Origin of the sequence: Mesorhizobium sp. YC-39 (assembly GCF_025753795.1) — a bacterium.
Taxonomy (GTDB): domain Bacteria; phylum Pseudomonadota; class Alphaproteobacteria; order Rhizobiales; family Rhizobiaceae; genus Mesorhizobium.
This window is the reverse complement of the sequence record NZ_JAOWPS010000006.1, coordinates 156272-177913: the sequence shown is the minus strand read 5'-3', so window position 1 is coordinate 177913 and position 21642 is coordinate 156272. Positions and strand designations below refer to the sequence as shown.

Here is a 21642-nt window from a genome sequence, read left to right as displayed (position 1 = left end):
GGTATCGTCTGCAAACGCCTGGGAACGATCATGGGATTGTTCGCTTCATCCAGCCTGTCCAATTGGTTTCGGACTTGTTTGCCGATACGCGTCGCCCAGTGATTTTTCCGCCTCATGAAAGCCGGCCAGCGCCGCAAGGGCCGAGGCCTTGTCCTGATTCTTCACCGCCGTCTCCAGCGCCGTGAGAGCGGCCTTGACCCGCGGCCATTCGATAACATCGGTCCTCAGGCCAAAAATCTTCGAGCTGCTGAGTTCGACGACCTCTTCATTGTCGCCGTGAAGCGTCTCATGAAGTTTCTCACCTGGCCTGATCCCGGTGAACCGGATGGGAATATCCGTATGAGGGCTCTTTCCAGCCATGCGGATCATCGTCTCGGCAACTTCAAGGATGGGCACCGGCTTGCCCATGTCGAGCATATAGACGGCATAGTCGTCCCTGCCCTGCCGCAGGGCGGCATCGGCTGCCGACATGATGACGAGGTCGACGGCCTCTGCCACCGTCATGAAGTAACGCGTCATTCGCCGATCCGTAATGGTGACGGGGCCTCCTGCCTCGATCTGCGCCTGGAATATGGTCGCCACCGATCCGTTGCTGCCAAAGACGTTGCCAAACCGGACAGCGATGAACTTTGTGCCAGTATGATGCCCCACGGCGCGAGGCCCGTTTGGCGGGGTCGCGTGCGTTTCATGCAGGGCGCTGACGATCTGCTCGGCGGCTCGTTTTGTCATACCGAGCACCGATGTCGGGTCCACCGCCTTGTCGCTCGAGACAAGCACGAATTGCGGAACCCCGCATCTGGCGGCAACCTCCGCACAGACGAGCGTTCCGAAAACATTCGTCTGGATCGCCGAGTCCCAGTTTTCTTCGAGCAAGGGCACGTGCTTGAGCGCGGCGGCGTGAAAGATGATGTCAGGTTTGAATTCGCTCACGGCACGCGTCATCTGCCGCCGGTCCGCCACGTCGATGATGCGGGCCTTGAGACGATGGTGCTCCTTCTCGTCGATATACTGGCTCAACTGGAAAATTCCGAACTCTGAGAGGTCGGCAACCAGGACCGCCTCGGCGCCCAGTTCCAGAGACCGTTTGACCAGGGTTCGCCCGATGGAGCCGGCTCCGCCGGTCACCAACACGCGCTTGCCATGGACAAAAGTGCCAATGCGCTCGATGTCGGAAGGTACCGCTGGACGGCGCAGGATGGTTTCCATTTCGACAGCGGCGAGAACCAGCTTGCCTCCCTGCCCCAGTTCCGAAAACCCTGAGAACTGCAGGACGGCTATGCCATTGTGCCGGGCGACACGAACCAGCTCCGAATATTCCTCGATCTCGCGCGCGGCTCCATTGCCAAAGATCAGCATGTCGACGCTTTTTGTGCCGCCGGCATAGTCTTCCAGAAATTCCGTCAAACGGGGCCGGATTGCCACCACCGGAACCCCCTGGATTCGGGTGCGCAGCGGAGCGTCGTTCTCGATCGCCATGATGCCCGCGATGGAATAATCCCCCGGCTCCGCCGTACGCGTAAAGCGAATGATCAGATCGGCCTCGCCGAGACTGCCGACGAAGAGGGCTTGCCTGGTCAACCCCTTGTCGGCGGCTCTCTTCATGATGCCCCAGCTCGCTCCGTCGCGGAGAAACCGGTAGAATAGCCGAGGCGCCGATATGATTGTGAAGGACACGAGAAAAAAGACGATGAACTGGCGCTCGTTGAGACCCGTCACCGGCTTGAAGAAGAAGCGAAAGGCGAGCGAGTTGATATAAAGAACCACTGTCAAAATGGCGCAGCTCTTCAGAATATTAAAAAAATCTGGCGTCGACGCGAAGCGCCAGACCGTATTGTAGAGGCCACAATATCTGAACAGCAAATGGCTGAGAACGACGATGCTCGCCCATGTCATCAAGCCAACATAGGAGAACGCTTCGAACGAGAGGTTGGACCGCGACAAAACCAAACTGAGTGCGAGCGCGACCAGGACCATGATGGCGTCCTGGATCATGATAAAAACACGCCGCACGTCCGGCCGAAGTCCGAGTACGGCTTCTACATGTTGTGTCATTGAATAGTACTGAACTCCAGGCGCAAGGACATGGACACTAAAGCGGCGCGAGATACATGCGTCACCGCCACCTGTTTCTAGTGCCACTCTAAGCCCACTGCCTTGTATCGCATATCGTGGATTTGGGGTCATCGCCAGATATTTTTGAGGCTCATGGGCGTACGACCAACCGCTTTGCATCGCGGAGGGACTATGATACCAGCGCCAAGCTTTTACAGGGACGATGATGTTGAAGGTGGTACGAAGCGCGCTTGCCGATATCGGCCGTGGCCTCAGAATGCGCAATGTGTGGATGGCGCTCGCCCGTGAGGACATCGGCGACCAGCACAAGCGTACCACGCTCGGCCCTGTCTGGCTGTTGGTCAACTATCTCGCCTATGCCGGTACCTTCGTCGTCATCTTCGGCCACAACCCGGCTATTCCCAACTTCCCGGCCTTTGTCGCGGTGGGGCTGTTCGTCTGGCTCTACCTGTCGGAAGTGATCACGCAAGGCGTTTCGCTGTTCACGCGCGAGCAGAGCTTCATCAGCGGCACGACGCTGCCGGTCACCGTCTATGTCATGCGCATGACGATGCAGTCCGTCATCCGCGCCGCCTATGCGCTGGCTGGCTGCCTCGCCATCGTGCTCATTGAGGGCACCCCGGTGACGTCCTTCTGGCTCTGGTCCGCGCTCGGGCTGGTGCTGATCGTTTTCGCCACGCCGGCCGTCATCACGCTCTGCGCAATAGGGGGCGCGTTCTTCCCAGACGTGAACTTCCTCGTGCAAAACCTGATGCGCCTCGGCTTGTTCGTGACGCCGATCTTCTGGACTCGTCTCAGTGAAGGCGGCATGCGCGCGCTTATCTATCACTGGAACCCGTTCACCTATTTCCTCGAGATCGTGCGCATACCAGTCATCGATGGCAGGGTTCCCTTCCACGCCCTCGGCATTTGCGCCACGATCACCTTCTTCCTTTGGGCGACAGCCGTGCTTCTTCTCGGCAGGCTGCGCAAGCAGATCGTGTTCGTGCTGTGATGGTCTCGATCCGTGCTGAAAACCTCGGCCTCGCCTACCGGGTGCGCCAGAAGCTGACGCTGGCTGCGCGCGACCGACGCATGGTGACGGGGGGACGGATCGAAGGCGAGGGTCGATCGCGCCATGTGACAGCGCTCGAGGACGTGAGCTTTCACCTTTCCGCCGGCGACCGGCTGGGTCTCGTCGGGCCAAACGGCGCTGGCAAGACGACATTGCTGAAAGTGCTCTACGGCATCTATGAACCGACGGCGGGTAGGGTCGAGATCAATGGCCGTGTCGACGCGCTCTTCAACATCAATCTCGGCTTCCGGCGCGAGGCCACCGGGCGGCGGAATATTGTACTCCGCGGCCTCATTAATGGCTGGAGCCAGGAAGAAATCGAAACACGCATGGAGGAGATCATCGAGTTCAGCGAACTCGGTGATTTCATCGATCTGCCCTTCAAGGCTTACAGCCAAGGCATGGCTGCTCGCTTGGCTTTCTCGGTTGCCACCACGCTGGAGCCGGAGATCTTGCTGATGGACGAGTGGATCGGCGCTGGTGACCCGAGTTTTCAAGAGAAAGCGCGGGAGCGTATGGCGACGTTGGCGGAGAAGGCCGGGATTATAGTGCTCGCGAGCCACAACCCGGCATTGATTGAAAAGACGTGCAACAAGGTGTTGGAATTGGAAAAGGGGCACGTAAAGGCACTTCGGTCAGTGGAAGATCGGGTGCGTAGCAAAAGCGATTGATTTAGCGTTCTTGCTACAGGAGGATGTGTGGCATCTAGCCCGCTGGCGCCGCCTCAGTCATCATGAGGCCGCGGCTTCAATGCGCAAAGGAAGGAACTGGAATGTCCGCGATCATCCACGTAAGCGCGACAGCATGAGCATCGGTACCGACCTTAAGCGTGCGGCGCGGCATTGGGACGCCAAGGCGAACTGGACTTCGGCTGTCCCTATCCGCTGGTGGCAGAGCCGTCAGGTTCTCAGGCATCTAAATCGCAGAATGTGCGGAAACGCGCTTGATGGCTTTGCTGCGGGCCTTCGGCAATGGCTTAAGCACGAAGCTCAGGGTGTTCTTTCGCGAGGGATCTCCGTGGGTTGCGGCACGGGCGGCAAAGAACTGTGGCTCGTGAAGGAAGGACTAGTTTCACTCATTTGACCTGTTTGAGATTTCGCCAGTACGGGTCGATCGCGGCAGGCAACTGATGCGGGAGAACGGCATTGCGGATCGGATGAGTTTTCACCTGGCCGATGCGTTCGCAGAGGCCTCGCCTGGCGCTTATGATATTGTCTACTGGGATAATGCCCTGCATCACATGCTGGATGTGGCAGCCGCCGTCGAATGGAGCCGCCGGGTTTTGAAACCTGGCGGCTTCATTGTAGTTCATGACTTCATAGGCGCGGATCGCTTTCAGTTCAGTGATCGAAATCTGGAATATGCTGCGCGAGTGCGTCGTTCGTTGCCACGTGATTTCCTTGAAAACGGGGCAAGGCCGGGTACATTTGTGCCGGTTGATGTGCCGAGGGTGGATGAGAAGGGCCTGATCGCCGCGGACCCAACGGAAGCGGCAGACAGCTCGCGAATTGTCGGCGAGGTATCTAGGGTCTTCCCTAATGGCCGCTGGGTTCTGCTGGGTGGCGCGATCTATCACATCGGCCTCACCCTCGGCCTGGTACCGCGCAACCCACTTGCGCACCGTATGCGCACAGACGCCTGCGGCTCGTGAGGCGGCCTGCGGCGTCTGCCCGCGCAGCACCTCAAGCACAATCCGCTCTCGACCATGTGGCGTCAGTCGGGCATTCTTATGGATGTTCATTCGGTCCTCCTGCGAGAATCGCTAAAGCTTCAGCAACTTCAGCTTCCTCGCTCGGGACCGAATGAACAACCTATTGAAACCTCACAGCTAGAGCGGTGTCCGGTCGGCTGATACAGTCAGTTTGGAAGTCTAGACGCTGTCAAAGCGCTGAGGCACCAACCTCGCAGTTGACTTCATTGCTTTCGCAAAACTGCAGCGAATTCGTTGCAATCGCGCGGCGAATCGTAGATGCGCTCCGGTCGTAGGTCACTAAGCCCCAAATCGACCAGACATTGTGCAATCTGCCTGAAGCTCTCAGGTATAAATTGCCATGCGTGCACGTCAATATAGTCACCTCCAGCTGCTTCGTACTCGGCAAGTGCAGCGGTGGCTTTTTTGGCAATCGATTGCATATATCCAAGATCGGCATGGTCCCCGGCCCAGTGCCGTGTAGGCACATTGTGTGTTGTGAGGGCCCGATGCTCAACAACGCTTTGGAGACTATGGACGCGCCTTTTTGCATAGTGTGCGTCCAGCACACCGGCGATGGTCGACTCGGCAATGAAATGATCAAAGCAGTAGAGCTTGTTCGGTATGAGCAAGAAATATCGCCCGCCCGGAGCTAACACCGCGGCGACCTGCAGCAAGTGATGCACCAGATCAGGCTGGTGTTCGATACAGTGCGAGCTCACAACAGCGGCAAAGGTATCCTTAACGACCGAGAGATCACCCCTGGAGTCTACGTAGTTGATCTCCGGAACGCTATCCGTCCGTCGGCCCAGTTTGGCTGCACGACGCGTCAGCGCTTGGCGGTCAAGCACGTCGAAGTACGAGACATTGCGGCCACGGATGCAGGGCGCATAGAACGGCCCAATCTCGAGCACCGGTCCCGTGGTCGGCACCAGTTGGAGAAAGTCCGAGCGTCTTGCTGCCGGAGATGCGATCCGGCCTTCGGCTCGCCCATAAGCTTCATAATGTGCACGAAGCTGCCGGGCGTCGCGACCGCGGAGATCACCGTAGGTCGCAGCATAAAATTGCGGATCAAACTCCGCTGGCAAGTCCGAATTCATCAATGGAATTGCTCATCCCTCCCTCGCGCGGATCGCCTAGGTCAAATTGCAGGTGTGTCCCGCAACCCGGCTTCCTCCGCTAAACGAGTCATTGTTTGCGTTATCGCCATGCGCGAGGGGGAGCCTGCCTGGCGTATGTTTCCAGACCGGTCGACCAGCAGCGTAGTCCCGCCAATCTTTCGCGGTAAGAGACCAAAAAAGCGCTCCATAGCATGAGACATCTCGCCATCCCCCGCGGAAAGGCCATCCGCGAAATCCAACTCCGCTTCAGGAATCACCAAGATCGGATCGAAAAGCCGCCGTTGCGCCCAAAAGGTGGTACCCGCAAAGAAGCCCCAATCGCTCTCCGTCGAGATACCTGTCGATTTCGCCAGCGCAGTCACGCGAGCTTCATTCTTATACATAAATGCCTTCGCGGATTTGTAGGTGGTTTCGGGACCGAGCAGGCACGCTTTCCGATTTGTTGCGAAGGCCTCGACGATGCGGCCAAAAAGCTTCGGATTCCCGATTGTCGCCGACAACATTTCCTTTCGCCAACTCAGCGCCATTGGGTTGTCGCCGCGCTTCGTGTGCAACTTACATACGATCTCGAACTCTGAAACCTCTGGAATTTGTAAGGCCGTCAGGAACGGGTAAACATCATGGCCAAGATTTGATACACTTTTGTAAATCGTTGGCCGCCTCAAGCCAGAGATTTCACGCTGCAGACCTTCATCAAGACATCCAGAATGGGTTACCACTAGAGAGTACTCGTCTTGGATTCTACTAAGAAGTTCAATGATTTGCAGCGCAGCATCCGGATAGAAGATATGAAGAAAAACCCCAACCCGAGGTTTGCTGCGAGAAGGTCGCAATATTCCGGAGAGAAATCCCCTCATTCTGTGCTCCTGCTAGTTGGCAAACCAAGGCGACGACGTCGGCCTATGAAGTTAAAATCAAATCCCTCTTTCTTAAAGGAAAAACGGAGGAACCCGTAAAACCTCTCCTTTCTCTGGGCGGTATATTATGCTGATCTAGCAACTGGTTAGGAACAAAGTCCTCCAACGAATAAACCTTCGGCAGCCTAAACAGCATTCCGAGATTTCGTGAACATCGTCCGTGCCAAACTTACGAACATGATCGGCCTGTCCAAAACGACCGATTGCTACTGAAGGCTCTAGCGACTTGAAATCTTCCTCCGAATTACCAGGCATGAATGGCACGCACATCAAATGAATCCCATCGCTCTTCAAAGCACGATGAATGTGATAGAGGACCGACGTGATATTACACGGAATATGCTCTGCGACATGCGAGTGAATTATACATCGTAATGCTCGCTGGGAAATTTTTCGGCATCAGTGCATAAGTCAATCTTGCGCACCTTGCAAAAATCGAAATTCTCCGGCTGAAAATCAACCGGGTCATACTCCACCTGTCCTCCATGGATTAAAGCTTGAAAGAGTGATCGCTCAGGGGCAAAGTGAAGGACGCGCATTCCGGGCTTCGGGACGTCAAATTGGTCAAGCAGAAGCTTGATAACGCGTGTTCTCTCAAGCGAGTTGCAGCGAACGCAACGGACCCCTTTGCGGGTGTTCATGTCGCCCCATTCTGTCGATCCGCAACAATTACACCACGTTTTCATGCCCCCCCCCTTACACGCTCACTCGTGACTAGGCGGTTCAAGCTTTCCCACTGTCGCATCGCCAGTTTGGCAATGTTTCGCTCGTTCCTGACGTATCGGCCCGCCGTCTGCACCATCGCAGAATATCTTTCCCGATGATCGATGACGTCCAGGACCGCATCGCGCCATTGCTCTTGTCGATTCTGAACCAGCACTGCGCCACCGGAGGCAGTGGCGGAATCGCGATAGGCGACACCGTCTGAAAGAATAGGAAGAATGCCAAGAGCTGCGTAGTCTAGATATTTCAGGTCGGACTTGCAGCGGTTGAATGCATTGTCGACAAGCGGGGCCAACCCGACATGGAACGGCGTCTGATCGAGGAGCCATCGAACGAAGCGCGGGTAGACGATATCCCCGGCAGGAGGCTTGAGGGTGACAATCCACTTTCGCCGAGGAGGCGACTTGACCGCACCGACGATCGTCAAATCGAAGGAATTCGGGCGGAGCCCGTCGACCTCATCGAGGGCGTCGGCGATCATCGCAAAGTCCGCATCATGAGTAGCTGTGCCCATATAGAGAAGGCGAAGTTTCCCATCGGTTGGGAACAGGGGACGCGGTTTGCGGTAGTTTCGCCAAATCCGCGGGTCGATCATGTTGGGCATGATTTCAGAGCGGGACGATATCTGAGCGTACGCTTCGGCCAGCGGTCTTGTCGAGAACCAGTTCGCGTCCGCGCGTCGGACCAGTGCGCTTAAGGTTGCGTTGCGATCCTTGTAGACTTCATACTCGGGATGGGACTCATCCATGCAGATGAACCCGTCATCCACGTCCACGATGAGCCTGGAGCCGCCCTTCTCAATGCGATCGGCAAATCTTTCGGCGGCCTCCATATCGTGAAAGGCCGTCCGCTGGACAATCGAAACGTCCGCTTTCCGCGCTTCCATCGCCTCGCCGGCCGGTATCAGTTTCAGGTCCACTCTGCCAGCCAAAACTTCGGCAGTCAGCGGACTGAGTAACCTGATATAGGCGGAGCTCTGCGGGTGACGCTGCCAGGGGATGACTGCGTTCACCCTGATCGGCTGTTTGGTCAGCACTGCGGGCGCGCCAATCGAACCGGACTCGTTCCCAGTGCCAGTTTCCCCTTGGACCTGCAAGCCCATGAACCGGTGGACGTCGTCGATGATCTGCCTCGCGCGGCGATCGAAGCTGTGAGCAGACGCAACACGCTGCGCCAGTTGCATCCGACCGGAACGATCGTCGACCGCATAAACCCGGCGCACGGCACGATCGAGTTCGTCCGCATTGCCGACCTGGATTACACCATCCCCGAAAACTTCTTCTGCTGAAGGAATGGCATCTGAGATCACGCGGGCGCCGGAAGCCACGGCGTCAAAGAGCCGGTTGGATATAAAGCCGAACTCACGCATGGACTCCCAATGGTCGTTCAGCACGACCTTCGACCCGGCATACAGGCGGCCAAGAGATTTGTTGTCGACGTTCGTTCCCTTGATAAGATCAGCGGGAATGAACTGCTCCCACAGCGTGCCGTAAACTGCCGGCTTGAGGTCACGCTCCACTGCCCAGCGAACAATCGAGCGATATTCGTTGCGGGAGTTTCCGACAAAGAGGACCGGCCCCTCCTGCGTCCCATCAGCAAGGTGCGAAGGGTTGAATCGCTCAGTATCGGTCGCTTGAAGGAGTGGCCTCACAGGCTTCCTCACGACGAAATCGAGAAAAGGCACGTAGCTCGTCGACGCGACGTAAACCCAATCGTAGGCCTCGTATTCGGCGTAGCTGACCTGATCGGGGTGACTTATGTTCCACATAATGTTCACCTGACCAGGTCGCGGCTCATATTTCGACAACCCGCGCAGCATGATGACAACGTCATCATCGATGACAGGGCGCTGATACCATTCCCTCAGAAAATCGATCCGCACCGTGTGCCCGAGGCGCTCCAGCGCGGCAGCCAGAGACTCAGCAAAATGGAAATCGCCCCACTCCGCCTTCTCCGCGCGCGGTGCGGGAATCTTGATCGCGATCGTCAGTGATAGGTTTTCGGCGATGAACTTTGCACTCAGCGGCGTGCTGGATGAATTCTTGGCCTGGACCAGGCGCAAGAAAAGCAGAGGCTCATTGACCGAGATCCTTCCAGAATCGAGCTTGGAATCCGCATAATCGCAGCCGATGAACGGCGCGTATCCGACCGGCCTGCCGCGCGTCTGTCGCAGTATGAAATCCCAGTCCACCAAGCGCCGGAGCGATGGGTCGAACTCGATGTCCAGCCCATCCTTTCCCCTCAGATGGCAATAAACGTTCAGGTCAACAAAGTTCCGATTGAAACACCTGTCCCAATCGAATTCCTGACCACGGTAGCCGGTTATATGACCATCATGATCCTTAATTGCGATGGCCGAGTATGCGCATTCATGGCCTTCGCTCTTCATAAAGACGACCATGTTCCTCAGGTAGTCGGGGCGCCACGCGTTGTCCGAGTCCAGATAGGCGACCAGTTCCCCTGAAGCCTGGCGCAAGCCGGCGTTTCGGGCGGCGCTGACGCCTTGATGATCTTCTTCGATGAGAACGATGCGCTCGTCCTTTGCGAACTCGCGAAGAACCTCCTTCGTCCGATCCATGCTTCCGTCGTCCACGACTAGAAGCTCCCAGTTTGTATGGGTCTGCTCCTGGACCGACCGGATGGCGGCGGCGATCGTATGCGCGCGATTATACGCAGGCATGACCACCGAAACTTTGGTGACATTGAACTGGTCGAGTGAGGAATTGAAGCGTTGGCGAAGGCTTTCGACAAAGGCGGCGTCCTCAACTTCCTGAGGTTTGGCGAGCAGCGCTCTCCACGTCGTTTGTCTGTTCTCCCTCAGATCTGCAGTCGCAAAAGATCTGATAGCGGCAGCGAGACCCCGCACGCCACCTACCCGTATCGTTCCTAATGCAGCGCGAAACGCGCGGGCCAGCCATTGGCGATCACGCAGACGCGGCGCCAACAGCCTCACAGCCAGGCGGCCGTAATATTCCAAGCGGCTCATTCGGCGGAACTTGAACGATCCAACGGTGATTCCACCGGGCTGTTCGCTCGGATCAAATCGCATCCTTAAAGCGCGTGCAGGGAGCGAGAACGTATGCCGCAGGGACGCTTTGCCGCTTGTCTCGCCTAGCTCGATCTTCGTCGCATTGTTGAAACCCTTGCCTGAATCGAAGAAGAGTACGGGACGAACCGTATCCTCGGATTCAATGGAGAGCCGCAGCCGATAGTGGCCAGCGGGGAAGAAATGCGACCAGCGCAAACGCATCTCGAACTGGGGATCTATGCCAGTCATGATCCACTTCAAACCAGACTTGCCGACGCCAGCTCGGTCGAGGTCTTTGAGGGGCCTTAGGGCAATGCCGCGGCCAAGGTACAGCGTCGTGGAGGTCGCCGAAGAGATGAGCCGCCGCAGGAACATTCCGTAGCGCCACAGTCGGCTAGCGCGGATGGCTTCGATTTCGCGACTTAGCCCCGCGATCCTTCGCTTCTGCAAATTGGCTTGATCCACCATAGCCGCGATCTCGGCACCGCGTGTACTAATCATCTCGCGCGCCGCCGAAAGCTCGGCGATCCGTTCACGCGCTTCCTCGCGCTCCCGGCTGGCCTGCTCCCTCGCCTGCGCGATTGCGTCTTCGACACTGCGGATCCGTTCGCGCGCTTTGGCGATCTCACCAGAGAGCGCCTCTATGCGTACTTCCTGACGTTTGACCAACTCCCGGTTGGTTTCAATTTCCTCTTCCATGGTCGCCGATTGCAGCGACCACGGATTTCCGGTTTGATCTGCTGGCTTGTTCACCTCGCCATCCAGGGACATCACACGTTCGTCAACGAGCGCAGTGCTGCCTGCCACACGTCGGTTCCCCAGGACATTTTCCTGAATTGGACGTTTCGTTACAACGCAAAGCGAGTTCAGGAACTCAATGGCATGGATCGACTCAACGGAGGCTTCCTCAAATGCGAGCTTGTGCCTTTCGGCGAAAGCGGCCAAGGCATCCAGTCGACGTCGGTCCTGTCCCCAATGTTCATAGTTGACCACGTCAACCAGACGTTTGAAGAATGACATCGATGAAAAGGGATCGTAGAGACCACCCTCGAACTCCTGCCAATAACTGCAGTGCAAATCCTCAACTATGTACATCCCCCCCTCGGAAACATGAGGGAAATAGCGGACGAATGAACGTATTATGTCCGATGAACTGTGCGAGCCGTCATCAATGATGATGTCGAATTTTGACGACCGGGCGACAATGTTGCATTCGACTTCCTCGGTATTGGCATCGCCGACGACAACCGCGATCCTCTTATCGTCGAAGGTCAGCTTGCTGCAGGCCGTGTTGATATCGCAGCCAAGAATAAGCTCTGCCTGCGGGAAATACTGCCGCCAGATTTCCAGTGAACCGCCGTTCTGAACTCCAATTTCAAGAAGCCGGACGGGCTTGTCGCGAAAGGCCGAAAAGAGCTGCTCGTAGGTTTCGAGATAGAGCGACCACTTGTCCGAAACCTTGCCGTCATGTTGGGCATGCAACTCGCGAAGCGTCTTGCGAACCCCGCTCTTGCGCCTGTTAGTTGCTCCGCTCATGCCGGATCCTCTCGACACACCCGAACGCTTACAAGGCGCATCAATATTCTCCACCGAGGCCCGACAAACCGGTGTCCCGCCAGCCGATGCGAGCCGCGAACTTCTCCACAGAAAGCGTGTCGTACCGGATCCACTATCTTCTGGTCCGTTTGAACAAACCAGCACCGTATCGCAAGGGCGCTGTTACCTTCCACGAAGTACTTTGCAGGAGCATACCAACCTGTCGACGTGCGGCTTCCAGTTCTCGCTGCAATTTCTCTGACGTTCGTTTTTCCTCAACCAGTTGAAATCGCAGATCGGAGATCTCCAGTTTCAATTCTTCGGTTCGATCTGGGAGCAGACCACGATTTCTGATGGAATTCGCTACCGAGATCCATCTCTTTAGCTGAGCGTCTGCAAAGAATTCGGAACGAGATGCAGAAAGAGGGCCCAGTTGATCCGTTATGATTTTCGCAAATCTCCCAAGACCGATCGCTCCGACGTTATCAGGCAGGAGTACCGTCGAGTGCTCGATCTTCAACCGCGCCAGCATCCTCTCGAAGTTTTGGATAGCGTCGTCGATAAGATTCGAATCGTGAAACGCAATGACCGAATCGTCCTTGACTAAGTCCAGCATGCGATCAGCATCGGAGAAGCAGGCGGTGTTTGTGTGTTCTCCGTCAACGAGAGCCAGATCGATGTTTGGTACGTCGGCTACATCGACATCACGGATGTCGCAGCCGAAAATTGTGAGGCGATCAAGTTTATCCGGCGGCAGAAATCTTTGCAGGTTATCGAGCATCCGAGCTTCGCCATCCAACGGATAGTAAAAACTAATCCCCCTTTCATCAGGCTGTTTTTCCGGACGAAGATCAACGGAGATGGCGCGTGCACAATTTGGATCACGGAGAATAGGAACCAAGCTTCCCCCTTGGTCCGACCCGATCTCAAGATAGTTGTACTGGGCCACTGATCCGCTGATCATTTTTTGCAGCCTCAGAAGGGAACGCTTGTCGTTCTCGGAGGTCGCAGATTCAACTGAAAAGACAGAAGTATCTAAGTCTTCCAAAAAATGCTCGTTCATGCGGTCAATACCTGTCTGGCCTCTCCGCTCAGGAAATGGTGCACTACCTGTTGCGTCGACTTCCGCCAGTCCGGCGCCGTCCATCCGAACACGGATGCAACCTTCGCCGTCGACAGCCGCGAATTACTGGGGCGCTGCGCCTTGGTCGGATAATCCACAGTGGCGATATCCCGCACCCGCGCATAGGGGCCACCAAGCGCCTGGCTTGTGTCGAGGATGTGGCGGGCGAATCCACTCCAGTTGGTCTCGCCGGTCCCCGCCAGATGATAGACGCCGAAGGAAGCAAAGCCCTTGTTGCCATGCAGCATCGCCGCCAAATGCAGGATCGCGTCGGCAATATCAAGGGCGGACGTGGGATTTCCCCACTGGTCGGCGACCACAGCTATCTCGTCGCGATCCGCTGCTAGCTTCAGCATCGTCTTGACGAAATTCCTGCCGAACGGGCTGTAGACCCATGCCGTGCGCAGAATGAGGTGCCGCGGGTTGGCCCTGGCGACCGCGTGCTCGCCGGCGAGTTTCGAGGCGCCATAGACGCTGCGCGGGGCAGGTTTGTCATCTTCCGTGTAGGCCCCCTCGCCGCTTCCGTCGAAGACATAATCGGTCGACAGATGGATGACGGGAACGCCAAGCCTTGCCGCGGCTTCGGCGACATGGCCGGCGCCAGCGCCGTTGACGGCAAAGGCAAGCTCCGGTTCGTCCTCGGCCTGATCGACGGCAGTGTAGGCGGCGGCGGACACGACCAGGTCCGGCTGGGCACCTGCCAACGCCGGTGCGATGGTCTCCGGCTTCGCCAGGTCGAGTTCAGGCCTGCCTAGGAAAACGATCTCGACAGCCGGGTGCGCATGCGCGCGCGCTCCAAGGCTCCTGGCGACCTGGCCCTCGCGTCCGGTGACGACAAGCCTCATGCGGCACCCTTGCGGGCTTCACCCAGCCGCTCGCCGGCGTAACGCTCGCGGCGGATCGGGCCCCACCACCACTCGTTCTCGAGATACCAGTCGACTGTCCTGGCGAGACCGCTGTCGAAGCTCTCGCGTGGCGTCCAGCCGAGATCGCGCTCGATCTTCGAGGCGTCAATCGCGTAGCGCCGGTCATGGCCCGGGCGGTCGGCAACGAAGGTGATGAGATCGCGATAGCGCCGGCCGGCGGAGCGCGGCCGCCTGTTGTCGAGACGATCGCAGATCGCCTCGACAACCGCCAGATTGGTGCGTTCCGAACCGCCGCCGACATTGTAGCTCTCGCCAACCGCACCGCGCGTCGCGACCGTGGCCAGGGCGCGCGCATGATCTTCGACGAAAAGCCAGTCGCGCACATTCGCGCCGGCGCCATAGACCGGCAACGGCTTTTCGTCGAGCGCGTTCAAAATGACAAGCGGGATCAGTTTTTCGGGGAAATGGAACGGACCGTAATTGTTCGAACAGTTCGACAGGACAACCGGCAGGCCGTAGGTGTCATGCCATGCACGCACCAAATGATCGGACGCGGCCTTCGACGCCGAATAAGGCGAAGATGGCGCATAGGGCGTCTGTTCGGTGAAGATGCCGCTGTCGAAGGGCAGGTCGCCGAACACCTCATCGGTTGAAACGTGATGGAAACGAAATTGGCTTTTCTTGGTATCAGGGAGCCTGCGCCAATATTCCAGGGCCGAATTGAGCATTCGGTAGGTGCCGACGATATTGGTCTCGATAAATGCCCCCGGCCCGTCGATCGACCGGTCAACATGGCTTTCGGCGGCAAGATGCATGACGATGTCTATATCGTCGCGATGCAGCACCTCCAGGATCGTCCTGTCGTCACAGATGTCGGCGTGTTCGAATCTGTAATTGTGCGCGTTCTCGATCGACCGCAGCGAGGCGAGGTTCCCGGCATAGGTGAGCTTGTCGAGATTGGTCACGCGGTAGGCCGGATTGGCGCACAAATGGCGGCACACGGCCGAGCCGATGAAGCCGGCACCTCCTGTCACCAGAAAATTCATGCTGCTCTCCTCACGCAAATACCTCAGCGGCGGCCAGCGGCGGCGCATTGAGGTCCTTGTCCGAAAGCTGGAACCCGCCAGATAGCGATGGCCACTCGATGCCAATGGCGGGATCGTCGAAACGGATCGATCGATCATGCTGCGGCGAATAGGTGTCGGTGACCTTATACAGCACCTCAGTGTCCGGCACGAGCGTGACGAAACCGTGCGCAAAGCCTTTCGGTACCAAAATTTGATTGCCCTTTTCGGCGGAAATCTCGAGGGCGACCCATTTTCCGAATGTCGTCGAGCTGCGGCGTATATCGACCGCGACGTCAAAAACCCTGCCCCGCACAACGCGCAGCAGCTTGTCCTGGGCACGTGGGGGAAGTTGATAGTGAAGCCCCCGCAAAATACCCGTCGCGGCAGAATAGGAATGATTGTCCTGGACAAAACGCAAGTCGATGCCTGCGTCTGAAAACCGCTCTTCATTGTAGGTCTCGACAAAGAACCCCCGGGCGTCGCCGAATCGTTTCGGGACGATCTCCAGTACGCGGTCGAGACCAAGTGGCCTGATCTCCAGCACCTAGCTCTCCGTCAATTCGACGACGCGCCTGCGCAAATAGGCGGCATATTCATTTTTTCCCAGCCGGTCGGCGCGCTGCAACACCTTGTCCGCCGTCAGCCAGCCCTGTTCGAAAGCAATCTCCTCTGGACAGGCGACCTTGATGCCCTGGCGATGTTCGATGGTGCGCACGAAGGAGGAGGCTTCATGCAGGCTGTCATGGGTGCCGGTGTCGAGCCAGGCATAGCCTCGGCCAAGTTGATGGACCTGCAACTGCCCGCGTTCGAGGTAGACGTTGTTGACCGCTGTGATCTCGAGCTCGCCACGCTCCGAGGGCCGGATCGTCGGGGCTATATTCACGACATCATTGTCGTAGAAATAGAGACCGGTGATAGCCCAATTCGACTTCGGCGCTTGCGGCTTTTCCTCGATCGTCAAGGCAGAGCCGCTGACCTTGTCGAACGAAACCACGCCATAGCGCTGCGGATCCTCGACATGATAGGCGAACACCGAGGCACCGCTTTCGCACGAAGCCGCCTTGCGGCAGAGCTGCGACAGTCCTTCGCCGAAATAGATGTTGTCGCCGAGGATCATCGAGACGCTGTCATTGCCGATGAAGTCGCGGCCGATGATGAAAGCCTCGGCAAGGCCGTTGGGATGCGGCTGTTCGGCATAGGACATGTTCAGCCCGAACTCCGAACCGTCGCCGAGCAAATCCCGAAAAACCGGCAGGTCGCGCGGGGTCGAGATAACCAGAATCTCACGAATACCCGCGAGCATCAATACGCTCAGCGGATAGTAGATCATCGGCTTGTCGTATATCGGCAGGATTTGCTTGGAAACCGCCAGTGTCAGCGGATAGAGCCGGGTTCCGCTGCCCCCAGCCAGGATGATGCCTTTCAACAAGCTCTCCTAAAAACTGCCCTTCGCCCCCCGACCGGCGCGATTTGAGCGTGCTTAGGTTTTGAACCGCGGCTTGTCAATCACTGCTGCACCCTGTGGTAGAGCAAGATAGAGGGCATCAACCTGTCAAATGATATCGCGACGTCAGCTCCTGCAGGCCCTGCATCACGACGAATTTCCAATGGGAACAAGCAATTTGTCACCATTGTGGTCGATCTCCATCATTTCGCTCTTCTGGCGCAAGCGACCTGCAAATCCCTTGTGAAAGATGACGGCGTTCATATAGGCGAAGGTCATTGCAAGCGCAGCGGTGCGCAGCGGATAATCAACCAGCGAATGTATGAGAAGAAAAGACACTGAGAGAAACGCTGCTTTCTGAAGCGGATCGCGGCGGATTCTGGCAAATGAAACAAGAAGCAACACAAAATAAAATGCCATCAGCAGAACGGCGAGGATCCCACCTTCGAAGGCTATCTCAAGATACTCATTGTGGGCATGATTTACGAACTGTTTGAAAATCATCCCTTCCTTTTCGTATATCTGATAGGCCTTCTGAAAATTCCCAAATCCAACGCCAGTTGCCCAATTCTCCTTGATTCCGTCAATAGTGGTCCGCGCGAATTCCCCTCGCCCGAAAGCCGGATCAATCGCGTCGACATCGATCTTCGTCCATGCGCCGATCGTGTAGACCGAGAGCCCTATGAAAATCAGCAGGATGCTCCATCCGCTCACCCTGGAGCGCGCTGAAAGAAAGACCACGGACAATGCGGTAATCGCCAGCCCGATCGCGACACCGGCGCGCGAACCGGCTGCCAAGAGAAGCAGCAAAATCGTGACCAGCCCGAGCAAACCGGACAAGAGATTTCCGCGAAACAGCCCGTGGTAGACGACGAAGGGAATAGAGACAAAAAGCAAGGCTGCAAAGTGATTGCGGTTGGCAAACAGCCCGGCGTTGATTGTAAACGGCAGCAGTCCCTTGATGGCGATGTCGTCGGAGAGCGAATATTGAATCGCTCCCGCCAACCCATTGCAGATGACGCCCATGAAAAAGAACGGAAGAAGCGCCTGGACCTGCTCGGTTCGCAACCGCAACACGCTCAAGAAAAACGCTGCCACAGCCACCAGGTACAACAGGCATTCGATCGTGCGTCCCACGCCGAGGCTGACGAAACGAAATCGGCTTTCTCCAACGAGCGAGGAATCTGCAAGCAACAGCTCTGGCCGCAACCCGTTGAACATGGAGGCCGGCAGCGGGACGATTTGCAAAATCACCAATGCCACGGCGAACACGAGCAGCCATACAACAGACTTGGGCGCCCTTTGGCCAGATGGCTGTGAAAGGACAGCTGCCGCCGAGATAATCGCCAGGACTTCAATCAGTGTGTCCGTATAGAGGCCGCTTGCAGTCCCGCCACCGATCAGCAGCGATATGAACAAAACCGACCCGAGGAGATATTTATCCCATTCCGCTGACCGGCCGCTCAAGATGGAAGTCTCTCAATGCTCAATTTGTGCATTACCAGTGTGCCGACATACCGAAACCGCCAACTGTCAGCAATGGTGGCAGTCTCCAGCCTCAACAATTGCATGGGACAGGTGTCTGGACCAATCAAAAAATTCTGACTCAGGGACTGACGATTGAATGTACCCTCTGGAATATTGAACCGTGCAATTTCGCCAGACGGACATCTGAGAGACCAGAATAACTCCTTTGGAAGTTTCAAATTTCTTGCGGATGCAATCAGAGAAACCTTGTAGGATCCCGGCGGGAGCTCAATATACTGCTGAAGAGCGGAGTTCTTGACCGGTGTATTTAGGAAACGGACCGTCGCCCCACCCTCGCCTTCGACCGCATTCTGGGATGTTGCAAATGTAACTTCCATCCCCGACTGATCACGGACCTGCCAATCGAAAGGCTTACCGCTAGGCACCGGTTCAAAGGTACTGTTGAAAATATACCCGCCCAACTTCCTTTCTTCATCAGAAAGGCTGAAAAGAAATAAGCGGTATGCTGGCTCATATTGCTTCTGGCGAATATAGCCGTTGATTACGAAGGACAACTCGCCTTGTCTCGGTGGTGCGCTTGATCCGATCAAATCGAGCAGCAGCCGATTCGCGAAATCGAGCCCCTGGGGGGCGTTGCCGAGAGCGACGAAAAGACTGGCTCGCCAAGGCGCATCCACCTTGAGGGCCGCCAGCACAGCCTGGTATCCATCAGGATTCGAGAGGATAGTCGGCATTCCCTCGGCTATTTCAGGAAACCGATCCGGCCATCGCCGCAGCAATATGTCGATCTCGCCCACAGCCTTCGGCAGATCGCCTGCCTCTATCGAGCGGCCAATGGATCTCTGGAGGGCGTGGATCTCTGTCTTGGACAATTTTCGAGCTTGATCGAAAAGTTCATAAGCCTGGTCTTTTTCACCTTGACGGTACTTGATCTCGCCGATCAGGCTGTAGAGACGTGCATCAACCAGATCAAAGCGAAGCGCGCCTTCGGCCTTGGCAAGCAAGGCATTTAGGTCAGGAGTATTGCTTGTGTCGTTCAGGTCTTCGGTAATTTCACCGATCACCGCGTCGATATTCAACGGATCCAGCGCGAGCGAAACGGCCGGCGTTTCGGTCTCAAGAAGCCGACTTAGACCGATCGACGAAGCCGCCAACACTAGAACGGATGCGACGAACCAAACGCTTGAACGCCGGAGATTTTGCATAAGCGGGCTGGCCTGCTCCGTCATCCACTTTGCCTTCAAGTTTCGGGGTGCCGTAGTCGTAATACTGGTAGTTCATATATTTGTAGGCGTAGTTGTAGTCGAATTTGTTCACCGCAAATTTCGACATCGCGGCTCCGACCACATTGGCGCCGGCGGCTCGCAGGCGCTTCAACGCTGTCTTGGCCGATTTGCGTGTGACCTGATTGGTGGAGATGACCATCAACGTACCCTCGGCAAGCCGGCTGAGGATAGGTGCATCTGAAAGACCGACAACCGGCGGGGCATCGATGATGACAAGGTCGAAGCGCTTGCCGAGATTGGTGATGATCAGCGCCATCTTGGGCGAGGAGAGCAGATCCGCGGGGTTCGGCGGGATCGTTCCGGACGTTAAAACGGTCACATTCGGATATTTCGTCACCCGGAAAATGCTCGCAAGATCCTCCTTGCGAACGGTGTTTGTCAGGAGGTTGCTGAGCCCAATCGTGTTGTCGAGCCCAAACAGCCGGTGAAGATTGGGCTTGCGAAGATCGCCGTCGACGATGAGAACTCTTGCACCAAGTGCGGCAAAATCCTGCCCGAGCTTGAACGACGTGGTCGACTTGCCTTCCGAGGGCTCCGAACTCGTGACCAGCAGTGATCGCGGTGCGCCCTCGGCGCCGGAGAACTGCAACGATGTTCGAAGCGAGCGGTAGGCTTCGGACAGTCCTGACTTCTGATCGGTGATGCTGGCTATGAGTTCCCGGTCATCGACGAGCGGCAGGATGCCCAGCATCGCCAATCCCAATTCCTTTTCGATCTGCTCGGGGTTGGTGAAGGTGTTGTTCAACAACTCGATAATATAGATTATTGACGCGCTCAGAGCCATGAAAAGAGCCAAAGCGATCGCAAGATTGATGGTCAGGCGCGGAGAATAAGGACGCTCAGGCGGCGTCGCAAAATCAACGATTGCGGCGCTTTGTGTCTTGAGCTCGGAACTCACACCAACTTCATTCAACTTGGAAATAAGGTTGTCATACTGGGAACGATTCGAATCGACCTCGCGCTTCAGGATCGTGTATTTGATGTTTTTATCGTTGAAGACAACCTGCTGCTTCTCCATCTCAGCAAGCTTGGACTTAAGGTCGGCCTCCTTATTCTGAGTTTCCTGGTATTTCTGCCGCAAGGAATCGGTTATCGTCAAAACACCATTGCTATAGAGCCGTTGCAACTCCTTGATTTGCGACTGAAGCTGTTGCATTTCCGGAAAACCGGGCTTCAGTATGCCCAGCTTCTGCTGATACTGGCTGGTCAAATCAGCCAGTTTTTCGCTGAGCTTCTGCAGACCTGGGCTTTCCAGAACCGGGCCTAGGCTCGAGCCGCGACCTTTGTCGATTTGTTCCACGACCCGTCCGGCGTCGAGACGTTCCTGGATTGCCGTTGCCAGCGCGGTATTCAGAGCCTCGATGTTCGACCCTATCAGCGATTTGTCGTCGCCGGTTACCGTGATACCTGCATCCTTTGCATAAGCGACCAGTTCCTCCTCGGATTTCTGGAGCTTTTGCTTTACCTGCAAAACCTGTTCCTGGATGAATTGCCGTGCGAGGTCTGATGTCTCGCTGGTCTGATCGAGGCGTTGGTCGATAAAGCTTTGTGCGACCTGATTGGCTATGTCAGTTGCATATTTCGGATTTTGGTCGGCAAACGTAATCGACAGCAGGCTTGTATTGGTGACGAGACTGACCGTGAGGTCTTTTAGAACGCGGTCGATCGCGATCGTCTCACGTTCCTCAGGGGTTTTCTCCTCAACGGAGGGGGATTTGGCGATTCCGAACGCACGATAGAAAATATTGCTAGGTGAAAAGTTCGGCTTCGGAAACAGGAAGTCCGGCTTTTCGCTGAGACCCAGTTGGAACACCACTCGCTGCGCCAATGCGCGGCTTTTCAGCTTTTCACGGGCCGTTAGAAAAGCTCGCACGTCGCTGTTTTCGGAAACCACTTCAATGTCCTGGAAGACCTTTGCCGAGGGAACCAGCACTTCCAGTTGCGTTGTCGCCTGATATTTTGGCGTCTGCATCATGGTAACGATGACGCCGGCGACAAGCCCCGCCGCCGCCATCATGACGATCAGCCACCGATACTGAACAACGTAAAACAACAGCTTTAGTGGATTAAAGCCCTCGTCCTGCTCCGGGTGATCACGACCGTACGGGTTATAGTTTTGCGCACCGTCATAATACAGGTCCGCGGACAAGGCCTGACCGTGTCCCGGGCCTGCAATTTGATGCTGTCTGTTACGATCGAGCATGGCGCGAGGTAATCCTGAGTTCG

At 56.5% G+C, this 21642-nt stretch carries 15 protein-coding genes and 2 pseudogenes; 3 read left to right on the top strand and 14 right to left on the bottom strand.

The features are described 5' to 3' along the window. Positions 1–45: 45 nt before the first annotated feature. The gene (locus tag OHD62_RS29740; protein WP_263790706.1) at positions 46–2052 is read right to left on the bottom strand and encodes a nucleoside-diphosphate sugar epimerase/dehydratase; all 2007 of its coding nucleotides are present in this window, start codon (positions 2050–2052) and stop codon (positions 46–48) included. A gap of 226 nt (positions 2053–2278) precedes the next feature. Between OHD62_RS29740 and OHD62_RS29735 the strand changes: the two genes are divergently transcribed. The 3 genes and pseudogenes from OHD62_RS29735 to OHD62_RS35780 all read left to right on the top strand — a co-directional run. Continuing rightward, a complete protein-coding gene (locus OHD62_RS29735) occupies positions 2279–3067 on the top strand; it encodes an ABC transporter permease (RefSeq protein WP_412177433.1) in 789 nt (262 codons plus the stop codon). Next, positions 3067–3798, top strand: coding sequence for an ABC transporter ATP-binding protein (locus OHD62_RS29730; RefSeq protein ID WP_263790703.1), 732 nt, complete (start codon positions 3067–3069; stop codon positions 3796–3798). Before OHD62_RS29735 ends, OHD62_RS29730 begins: the two co-directional genes overlap by 1 nt. A gap of 458 nt (positions 3799–4256) precedes the next feature. Next, positions 4257–4388, top strand: a pseudogene (locus OHD62_RS35780) (hypothetical protein); the annotation flags it as partial. A gap of 285 nt (positions 4389–4673) precedes the next feature. On the opposite strand, the pseudogene OHD62_RS35775 reads toward OHD62_RS35780, so the two are convergent. From OHD62_RS35775 to OHD62_RS29665, 13 genes and pseudogenes are all read right to left on the bottom strand, one after another. Then, positions 4674–4868 (bottom strand): annotated as a pseudogene (locus OHD62_RS35775) (leucine zipper domain-containing protein); the annotation flags it as partial. Between the two features lie 173 nt (positions 4869–5041). Next, entirely contained in the window at positions 5042–5917 is an 876-nt protein-coding gene (locus OHD62_RS29720; RefSeq protein WP_263790702.1) for a class I SAM-dependent methyltransferase, read from the bottom strand. A 41-nt stretch (positions 5918–5958) separates the two neighbouring features. Next, entirely contained in the window at positions 5959–6795 is an 837-nt protein-coding gene (locus OHD62_RS29715; protein ID WP_263790485.1) for a rhamnan synthesis F family protein, read from the bottom strand. 422 nt (positions 6796–7217) lie between these two features. Further along, positions 7218–7496: a hypothetical protein gene (locus tag OHD62_RS29710; protein ID WP_263790483.1), complete on the bottom strand. Its 279-nt coding sequence runs from the start codon at positions 7494–7496 to the stop codon at positions 7218–7220. Between the two features lie 41 nt (positions 7497–7537). Further along, positions 7538–12142: a glycosyltransferase gene (locus OHD62_RS29705; protein ID WP_263790481.1), complete on the bottom strand. Its 4605-nt coding sequence runs from the start codon at positions 12140–12142 to the stop codon at positions 7538–7540. Positions 12143–12275: 133 nt separating this feature from the next. Beyond that, entirely contained in the window at positions 12276–13205 is a 930-nt protein-coding gene (locus OHD62_RS29700) for a class I SAM-dependent methyltransferase (protein ID WP_263790480.1), read from the bottom strand. Further along, entirely contained in the window at positions 13202–14110 is a 909-nt protein-coding gene (rfbD, locus tag OHD62_RS29695; RefSeq protein WP_263790479.1) for a dTDP-4-dehydrorhamnose reductase, read from the bottom strand. The genes OHD62_RS29700 and rfbD overlap by 4 nt, the downstream gene beginning before the upstream one ends. Next, positions 14107–15177: a dTDP-glucose 4,6-dehydratase gene (rfbB, locus tag OHD62_RS29690; RefSeq protein ID WP_263790478.1), complete on the bottom strand. Its 1071-nt coding sequence runs from the start codon at positions 15175–15177 to the stop codon at positions 14107–14109. The genes rfbD and rfbB overlap by 4 nt, the downstream gene beginning before the upstream one ends. 10 nt (positions 15178–15187) lie before the next feature. Further along, positions 15188–15742: a dTDP-4-dehydrorhamnose 3,5-epimerase gene (rfbC, locus tag OHD62_RS29685; RefSeq protein WP_263790476.1), complete on the bottom strand. Its 555-nt coding sequence runs from the start codon at positions 15740–15742 to the stop codon at positions 15188–15190. Beyond that, positions 15743–16624: a glucose-1-phosphate thymidylyltransferase RfbA gene (rfbA, locus tag OHD62_RS29680; RefSeq protein ID WP_263790474.1), complete on the bottom strand. Its 882-nt coding sequence runs from the start codon at positions 16622–16624 to the stop codon at positions 15743–15745. A 165-nt stretch (positions 16625–16789) separates the two neighbouring features. Then, on the bottom strand, positions 16790–18109 hold the full coding sequence (locus OHD62_RS29675; protein WP_263790472.1) for an O-antigen ligase family protein: 1320 nt from the start codon (positions 18107–18109) through the stop codon (positions 16790–16792). Further along, positions 18106–19359 carry a tetratricopeptide repeat protein gene (locus OHD62_RS29670; RefSeq protein ID WP_263790470.1) on the bottom strand — a complete coding sequence of 418 codons (1254 nt, stop codon included), beginning with the start codon at positions 19357–19359 and terminating at the stop codon, positions 18106–18108. The genes OHD62_RS29675 and OHD62_RS29670 overlap by 4 nt, the downstream gene beginning before the upstream one ends. Further along, positions 19247–21619 carry a GumC family protein gene (locus tag OHD62_RS29665; protein WP_263790469.1) on the bottom strand — a complete coding sequence of 791 codons (2373 nt, stop codon included), beginning with the start codon at positions 21617–21619 and terminating at the stop codon, positions 19247–19249. The genes OHD62_RS29670 and OHD62_RS29665 overlap by 113 nt, the downstream gene beginning before the upstream one ends. Positions 21620–21642 lie beyond the last annotated feature (23 nt).